10 protein-coding genes are annotated in these 6,707 nt (G+C 74.9%); 3 read left to right on the top strand and 7 right to left on the bottom strand.

Translation table 11 applies throughout. The features are described from left to right. Positions 1-97: 97 nt before the first annotated feature. The 3 genes from ACFV1W_RS39725 to ACFV1W_RS39715 all read right to left on the bottom strand — a co-directional run bounded on the left by ACFV1W_RS39725 (position 98) and on the right by ACFV1W_RS39715 (position 2,627). Positions 98-649, bottom strand: coding sequence for a hemerythrin domain-containing protein (locus ACFV1W_RS39725; protein ID WP_380422353.1), 552 nt, complete (start codon positions 647-649; stop codon positions 98-100). A 163-nt stretch (positions 650-812) separates the two neighbouring features. Continuing rightward, positions 813-1,703: a universal stress protein gene (locus ACFV1W_RS39720; RefSeq protein WP_380422352.1), complete on the bottom strand. Its 891-nt coding sequence runs from the start codon at positions 1,701-1,703 to the stop codon at positions 813-815. Between the two features lie 270 nt (positions 1,704-1,973). Next, complete coding sequence (locus tag ACFV1W_RS39715; protein WP_380422351.1) at positions 1,974-2,627, bottom strand: TetR/AcrR family transcriptional regulator; 654 nt, start codon at positions 2,625-2,627, stop codon at positions 1,974-1,976. Positions 2,628-2,791: 164 nt separating this feature from the next. Between ACFV1W_RS39715 and ACFV1W_RS39710 the strand changes: the two genes are divergently transcribed. Next, a complete protein-coding gene (locus ACFV1W_RS39710; RefSeq protein ID WP_380422349.1) occupies positions 2,792-3,778 on the top strand; it encodes an alpha/beta hydrolase in 987 nt (328 codons plus the stop codon). Positions 3,779-3,808: 30 nt separating this feature from the next. On the opposite strand, the gene ACFV1W_RS39705 is transcribed toward ACFV1W_RS39710, so the two are convergent. The 4 genes from ACFV1W_RS39705 to ACFV1W_RS39690 form a co-directional block, all read right to left on the bottom strand. Then, positions 3,809-4,210 (bottom strand): DUF2267 domain-containing protein, encoded by a 402-nt coding sequence (locus ACFV1W_RS39705; RefSeq protein WP_380422347.1) that lies wholly within the window; start codon positions 4,208-4,210, stop codon positions 3,809-3,811. Positions 4,211-4,293: 83 nt separating this feature from the next. Further along, positions 4,294-4,698: a DUF2267 domain-containing protein gene (locus tag ACFV1W_RS39700; protein ID WP_380422345.1), complete on the bottom strand. Its 405-nt coding sequence runs from the start codon at positions 4,696-4,698 to the stop codon at positions 4,294-4,296. Then, positions 4,695-5,042: an STAS domain-containing protein gene (locus ACFV1W_RS39695; RefSeq protein ID WP_380422343.1), complete on the bottom strand. Its 348-nt coding sequence runs from the start codon at positions 5,040-5,042 to the stop codon at positions 4,695-4,697. Before ACFV1W_RS39695 ends, ACFV1W_RS39700 begins: the two co-directional genes overlap by 4 nt. Positions 5,043-5,173: 131 nt before the next feature. Continuing rightward, complete coding sequence (locus tag ACFV1W_RS39690) at positions 5,174-5,608, bottom strand: Hsp20/alpha crystallin family protein (protein WP_380422341.1); 435 nt, start codon at positions 5,606-5,608, stop codon at positions 5,174-5,176. A gap of 109 nt (positions 5,609-5,717) precedes the next feature. Here ACFV1W_RS39690 and ACFV1W_RS39685 point away from each other — a divergent pair, with 109 nt between their 5' ends. Then, a complete protein-coding gene (locus ACFV1W_RS39685; RefSeq protein WP_380422340.1) occupies positions 5,718-6,389 on the top strand; it encodes a type III effector protein in 672 nt (223 codons plus the stop codon). Next, entirely contained in the window at positions 6,364-6,609 is a 246-nt protein-coding gene (locus ACFV1W_RS39680; protein WP_380422338.1) for a hypothetical protein, read from the top strand. The genes ACFV1W_RS39685 and ACFV1W_RS39680 overlap by 26 nt, the downstream gene beginning before the upstream one ends. Positions 6,610-6,707 lie beyond the last annotated feature (98 nt).

The following is a 6,707-nucleotide window of genomic DNA, read 5'->3' as shown; positions in this document are numbered from 1 at the left end:
CGGGCGCGCCCCGCTCCCGGGTGTGGGCTTTTCTCGCGCGGGGGTGGGCGCGCGGCGGGGGTGCCCGGGGCGCCCCCGCCCACGACGGCCTCCGGCGCTACGAGGACTTTCCACGCCCCGTGACGAGGTCGCGGGCGCGGTCCACCAGGCCGGTACCGGCCGCGAGCAGCTTGTTGTCGGGCGCGTTCGGGTGAGGGCGGGTGGGCGCGAGCTTCTTCGCCCGCCGGATCCGGTCGCCGAGCTCGTCCAGCTGCTCGGGCGAGCAGACCCGGGCCAGGGCCGGGAAGAGGTTCTGCTCCTCGTCACTGATGTGCGCCGAGACCTCGGAAACGATCCGGTCGACCAGGATGCCGAACCGGGCGTCGCCGCAGTCCACGCCTTCGAGGTCCTTGAGGAGCTTTTCGACGGTCGCGTGGTCGGCGACCTCCTTGTCGGCGAGCTCCTCGCCACCGGGCACGTGTTCCCGCACCGCCGGGTACAGGTACTGCTCCTCGGCCACCGAGTGGCGCACCAGCTCGATGGTGAACTCGTTCGCCACCTCGCGGCGCCGCTCGTCGCCCGCCGGCAGCGCCTGGACCCGGGCGAACATCTCCTCCACCTCCCGGTGGTCCGTCATCAGCTCGTCGATCACATTGCCGCCGTGTCCCATTCCTCTGCTCCTTCTCGTCGCGTTGGTGAGCTCGAAGCGGGCCCGCCCGTGGACGGGCCGCCCTGGGCCTGTCGTATCCCCGCGATCCGGCGAGGCATGCGCGCGATGCGGGCGAACCACCCGCGCAGGGGCCCCGGCCCGAGCGGCATCCCGGCGGGCGGGCTCAGCCGTAGGGGACGACGGCGACCGGGCAGTGGACGTGGTGGATCGCGGCGTGGGCGACCGGGCCGAGGTGGTGGTGGCGGAACGGCAGGTGGCGCAGGCGGCGGCCGAGGACGAGGAGGCGGGCCGACGCGGTCGCGTCGACGAGTTCGACGGCGGGTTTGCCGCGGACCAGGTCGGCGGTCACCTCCACACCGGGGTACCGGGCCCGCAGGGGTTCCAGCGCCTCGGCGAGGCCGCTCCACTCGACGGACGAGACCTCGCCCTCCAGGCCGCCGATGGCGCCGTAGGACATGTACTCGCTGCCGGCCGGCGGGGACCAGACGTGGATGATCCGCAACGGCGCGGAGCGGAGCGCGGCGGCCTGGAAGGCGAAGGCCAGCACGTGGTCGGCGGGGTGGGCCAGGTCGATGCCGGCCGTCACGGCGCCGTCCGGCTCGTCCTCGTGGGCGCGGACCAGCACCACCGGGCAGGCGGAGCGGCGCAGCACCTCCTGGCTGACCGAGCCGACCAGGAAGCCGCGCAGGGTGCCCAGCCCGCGGGAGCCGAGCACCAGCACGGCGGCGCGGTGCGAGGCCTCCTCCAGGGCCTCCACGGGGTCGGCGGAGACCGGGGCGGTGGACACCGGCACGCCGGGCACCAGGGCGGACAGCGCGGTCTCGCGGTCGGCGAGGTGGGCGAGGGCGCGGTGGTAGGTCTGGTCGCTGCCGACCACGTCCCGCTTCGGCCAGGGCCAGGCCTCCAGGACTTCCAGCGGGCGGTCGCGGCGCTGCGCCTCGCGGGCGGCCCACTCGGTGGCGGTGAGGCTCTCGGGCGAGCCGTCGAAGCCGACGACGACGGGCCCGGTGGAGGTTCCGGGCGCGGAGGGTCCGGTCGGGGCTGGATCGGTCACGGCGCGCTCCTCAGGTTCCGCGGCGCGGCGAGGGCCGTAGCCGGCCGCCGGGGCCGCCTCGGGTTGCGAACCCATTATCGGCGGTGGCCGCGCCTGCTACCTCTCGGGGCCATGAGGTCCTCGCCTCGCCGAGCGCCACGGCGACTGCGGCGGTAGGAAGCCGTCGGCGGGCGGACCCCCGCCCGCTCAGACCCCGCGCCCCGGGCCGGAGGGTCAAGCCCCCCCCCCGGCCCCGCCCCGCCGCGCCCCCCGCTCGGCGGGCCGGCCCCGTCAGGGGATCACGGCCTCGACGTGGGCGAGGTGGGCGGCGAGGAGCTCCTCGAACGCGGCGCGCCGGTCCGCCCCGAGCGGGCGGACGTCGCGGGCGAAGTGGGCGAGGGCGGGGAAGCGTTCGGGGTCGGCGCCCAGCACGGCGACGCGGAACTGCTCCATTCCCTGTTCGTACTCCTCGCGGGTGACGGTGCTGAGGCCGGCCTCGGAGGAGATGAGCGCGGCCAGCAGGACCACGATGCGGTGGTAGTGCGCCGGGATCTCCCGGTCCGGCAGCCCGGACGCGCGCAGGGCCTGCAGCACCTCCTCCATGACCAGCCGGGATCCGGTGCCGCCGGACCCGTACCGCCCCCAGATCCCGGCGAGTTGGGGCTGCTCGCCGAAGGCCTCGCGCAGGCGCAGGCCCAGGGCGGTGATGCGCTCCTTCCAGGAGCCCTCGGGGCGGTAGCCGTCCATGGCGGCCACCAGGACGCGGTCGGCGACCTCGCGCAGCAACTCGGTCTTGTTGCGGAAGTGCCGGTAGAGGCTGGACGAGTCGGTCCCGAGCGCCGCGGCGAGTTTGCGCACGCTGAACGAGTCGGCGTCGTTCGTGCGCAGCAGCGTCACCGCCGTGTCCAGGATCTCCTCGGTCGACCATCGCCTGCGGCCAGTCATCTCGCCCCTTTCGTCCGGCTCAGCGTAGCCGATGCGCCAACCCTTGCCCCGGCGTTGCACTCGGCGAGTACTGAGTGTTGCGCGCGGTGCGTGCATAATGCGGATGGCGCATTGCCCTGAGGCGACGACACCCGGCGACCGGCCGGGAGGGGGAGCAGGAAACGATGAGTCGGAGCATCAGTACCACCACCAGCAGCACCACCACCGCCGTCCGGCCGCCGGAGCCGGACTTCGAGGCGATCACGGCCGGGGAACTGCGCGCCTACCGCGAGGCGGAGAACCGCTGGCGCGCGTCCGGGGCGGCCAGCGCGATCCTGGGGGAACCGGATCCCGGCGCCGCGATCGGCTGGCGGCAGCTGGCGCTGCCCGGCCGCAACCTCCCGGTCCGGGTGTACCGGCCGGTGCCGACGGCGGACCCGGATGCCGACGTCCGGACCGGCCTCCCGCTCGTGATCCATGTCCACGGCGGCGGCTTCGTGGGAACGGCGGCGCAGTGCGACTGGACCAACAGCCACCTCGCCGCCCGTCTGCCCGCGCTCGTCGTCTCCGTCGAGCACCGCCTCCTCGCCCCCGGCAGTCCGCTCGCGAACGCCGCCGACGACGGCTGGGATGTGCTCCGGCACGTGGTGCGGCACGCCGCGCGGTGGGGCGTGGACCCGGCGCGCACGGCCGTCTTCGGCGAGAGCTGCGGTGCGCTGATCAGCGCCCTGGCGGCCATCCGGGCCAGGGAAGCGGGCCTGGACCTCAGGGCGCAGGTGCTGGTCAACCCGGCCACCGACGTGACCGGGACGATGGAGGACCACCCCTCGATGGCCGAGCACGCGTTCGACCCGACCCCGGCACTGCCCCAACTGCGCCTTCTGCAACGGCTCGCCGCCCCGCAGGGCGGCGATGCCCGCGCGCTCTCGCCGCTGTACGCGGACGACCTGAGCGGACTGGCCCCGGCGCTCGTGGTGGTGCCCACCCGGGACGCGCTCGCCGACCACGGCCGCCGCTACGCCGAGCGGCTGCGCGCGGCCGGGACGCCCGTACGGCTGTCCGAGTACCCGGGCGCGAGGCACGCGTTCCTCACCCTGCCCGGCCTGGAACCCCAGGCCGAAGCCGCCCAGGCGGAGATCCTCCGTTTCCTCCGCGCGGCCCTGGCGGAGTGACGGACCGACGAGGCGCCCCGGGCCGACGGCTCAGGCCGGGACCGGGGTGAGGTCGGCGCGGCCGAAGAGCAGGGCCCAGCCGTGCGGGAGCTGGGCCAGCACACGGTCGGTGAGACGGTCGCCGGCCAGGTCGGAGAGGGCGGCCAGTACGGAGGAGGCGTCCCAGCGGGCCGCGGTGAGGCTGGTGCCCAGGACGTCGGCAAGCGCCTCGACGAACGCGGGCGCCCCGACCGGTGCCGGGAGGGGGATCTGCGAGGAGAATACGGCGCGGGCCCGCTCGGGGAGCACGGAGGCGAGGTCGCAGCGCTCGTCGCCGGTCAGCTGCGAGCCGAGCAGGGCGAGGACGGCGACGAGGACGCGTTCGGCCTCCTCGTCACTGGCGTAGCGGCCGAGGGTGCGGACCTGCTGGATCAGGCGGCGGTGCCGGGTCATGGCGGTGGCCTTCCGGGGCGCGGGCCGCCGCGGCTGCGCGGCGGCCCGAACGGCGAACAGGGACGGCGGTCAGGGGACGGCGGTCAGGGGCGTCGGACGGCGTCCGGGCGGCCGAACAGCACGTCGTAGCCTGGCGGCAGTTGGAGCAGGACCTGCTCCATGAGCTGGTCGTCGGCGGCGTCGGCGACCGTCGAGAGGACGGCGCCGATGTCCCACAGGGCGGTGGCCTCGGTGGCGCCTTCTATCCAGGCGGCGGTGGCGCGGACGAACCGTTCGGGACTGAGCGGTTCGGCGGCCTGCAGCGGGTTGAGCAGGACCAGGGCGAGCGTTTCGGGCAGCCTGGCCGCGAGGCGGGCGCGCACGTCGCCGACCAGGTGGGCGCCGAGCAGGGCCAGGACCACGCGGGCACAGCGCTCGGCCTCCTCGGGGGTGTCGTACTCGCCGCGTTCCTGCACCTGGTCCAGGAAGACTTCCCAACGGATCGTCACCGTGTCCTCCCTCCTTCGCGATCGGGGACGAACGGGAGCCGGCCCGTCGACGGCCGGGGCACGGGGGTCAGGCGGCAGGCGAGGCCGGTGAGCTTGAGGAGCTGGGCCACGGGGCGGCCGACGCCGCGCAGGACGAGGCGCCGGCCACTGCGGTCGGCCTGGTCGCGGGCCCGGACGAGCACGCCCAGGCCCGAGCAGTCCATGAACGTCACCTGCGAGAGGTCGAGCACCACTTCCTGGTGTTCCACCAGTGCGCGGGACAGCTCTCGGTGCAGGCGCGGGGCGGTGTCGAGGTCGATCTCGCCGTACGCCGTCACCACGAACGGAGTCACCTGGGTGGTCATGGGACTGCTCGCTGTCCGTCCGGCCCGCCGTCGCGGGCAGGGGTGGTACGGGCCGGGGGTGCCCCGTGCCGCTCCGCCGGGGGATTCGGGCGGCACGGGACGGCCTCGGGAAGGGGTCAGGCCTGGACGGGTCAGGCCTTGATCTGCTTGCGGTCGTCGCTGTGGCCGATGGCGATCTTGCGGGGCTTGGCCTTCTCGGCGACCGGGATCTTCAGGGTCAGCACGCCGGAGTCGTAGTCGGCCGTGATCCCCTCCGGGTCGAGGGTGTCGGAGAGCATGACCTGCCGGGAGAAGACCCCGAGCGGGCGCTCGGACAGCTCCCACTTCACGCCCTCGCCCTCGTGGCGCGGGCGGCGCTCGGCCTTGACGGTCAGCATGTTCCGTTCGACGTCGATGTCGATCGCCTGCGGGTCCACCCCGGGCAGGTCGAAGCAGATCACGTACTCGTCACCGGAGCGGTAGGCGTCCAGCGGCATCGGGGTCGGCCGCGACCAGGTGCCGGTCGTGTTGAGGAACTGCTGGGTCAACCGGTCCAGCTCGCGGAACGGGTCAGTGCGCATCAGCATCGCGAAACACCTCCACTGATCGATGAGTGCCAGTGCGCTTCACCTGACACCGTTGTAGCACGTCATCCATCCGATGACAAAGGCTGCTCGTCGTCCGTAGAATGACCCCATGAGTACGAAGCCGTCGAAGCCCGCGCCCGGCTCCGAGCCGGTCTCCTTCCTCGCCGCCGCGTCGGCGCTCACCGCCATCGACGACGCGGTCCGCGCCGCCCGTACGGCCTCCGCCGTACCCGAGGAGCCCCAGGAGGAAGGCGCCGAGCAGGCGCTGGCCGCCCTGGTGCTGCTGCGGGAGCTGCGCGCCAGGCTCGCGGACTGGGAGGCCCCGCTCGTCGAGGCGGCCCGTGCCGGCGGCGCGACCTGGGCCGACCTCGCCCGCCCCATGGGCGTAGCGAGCCGCCAGGCCGCCGAGAACCGCTACCTGCGGCTGCGCCCCGCCGGTGCCCCTGCCGCCGGGGAGACGGGAGCGGAGCGGGTCAAGGCCGTGCGCGACCGCCGGGCCGCCGACCGCGCCGTCGGTGCCTGGGCCCGTGACCACGCCGCCGGCCTGCGCGTGCTGGCCGCCCAGATCACCGCCGCCTCGGGCCACGCCCCGGCCGCCCGGCCCGCGCTGACCGCGCTCACCACCGCCCTCGGAGCCGCGGACCCGGCCGACCTCATAGCGCCGCTGGCCGACATGCGTCCGCACCTGGCCGCCGCCCATCCCGAACTCGCCACCCGCCTGGACGACCTCACCCGCCAGACCGACCGCCTCCGCCATGACAGCGATCAACGACGCGCCTGAGCCCCCTGCCGCCGGGCAGGACCGCTGGCAGCAGATCGAAGAACGGCTCCGCGGCCTGGAACGCCGGATCCGGGAGCACGGCGGCGCGGCCCTGACCACGATCGACGCGTGCCTGGCCCGGCTCGACGCCCTCCGACACGACCTCGCCACTCGGCCGTGGCCCCCGACGAGCCCCGAATCCCCGGGCGGACCGGCCCGCGACGGGCCCGGCCACCCCTGAGCAGCCCGCCCCGGGAGCCCCGTGGTGCCACCCGCCCGCCGGGCTCTTCGCTCGGCGGGCCGGTCCCGTTGGACGCGTTGTTCCGCCCGGTCGAGCCC

This window comes from Kitasatospora sp. NPDC059648 (assembly GCF_042734825.1).
In the GTDB taxonomy this organism is placed as follows: domain Bacteria; phylum Actinomycetota; class Actinomycetes; order Streptomycetales; family Streptomycetaceae; genus Kitasatospora.
This window is presented reverse-complemented; position numbering and strand designations above follow the sequence as displayed.

Bases quoted from the DNA above. Each gene is read 5' to 3' on its own strand.
- ACFV1W_RS39725 (WP_380422353.1), bottom strand. From the start codon at position 649: ATGGGACACGGCGGCAATGTGATCGACGAGCTGATGACGGACCACCGG.
- ACFV1W_RS39715 (WP_380422351.1), bottom strand. From the start codon at position 2,627: ATGACTGGCCGCAGGCGATGGTCGACCGAGGAGATCCTGGACACGGCG.
- ACFV1W_RS39710 (WP_380422349.1), top strand. From the start codon at position 2,792: ATGAGTCGGAGCATCAGTACCACCACCAGCAGCACCACCACCGCCGTC.
- ACFV1W_RS39705 (WP_380422347.1), bottom strand. From the start codon at position 4,210: ATGACCCGGCACCGCCGCCTGATCCAGCAGGTCCGCACCCTCGGCCGC.
- ACFV1W_RS39695 (WP_380422343.1), bottom strand. From the start codon at position 5,042: ATGACCACCCAGGTGACTCCGTTCGTGGTGACGGCGTACGGCGAGATC.
- ACFV1W_RS39690 (WP_380422341.1), bottom strand. From the start codon at position 5,608: ATGCTGATGCGCACTGACCCGTTCCGCGAGCTGGACCGGTTGACCCAG.
- ACFV1W_RS39685 (WP_380422340.1), top strand. From the start codon at position 5,718: ATGAGTACGAAGCCGTCGAAGCCCGCGCCCGGCTCCGAGCCGGTCTCC.
- ACFV1W_RS39680 (WP_380422338.1), top strand. From the start codon at position 6,364: ATGACAGCGATCAACGACGCGCCTGAGCCCCCTGCCGCCGGGCAGGAC.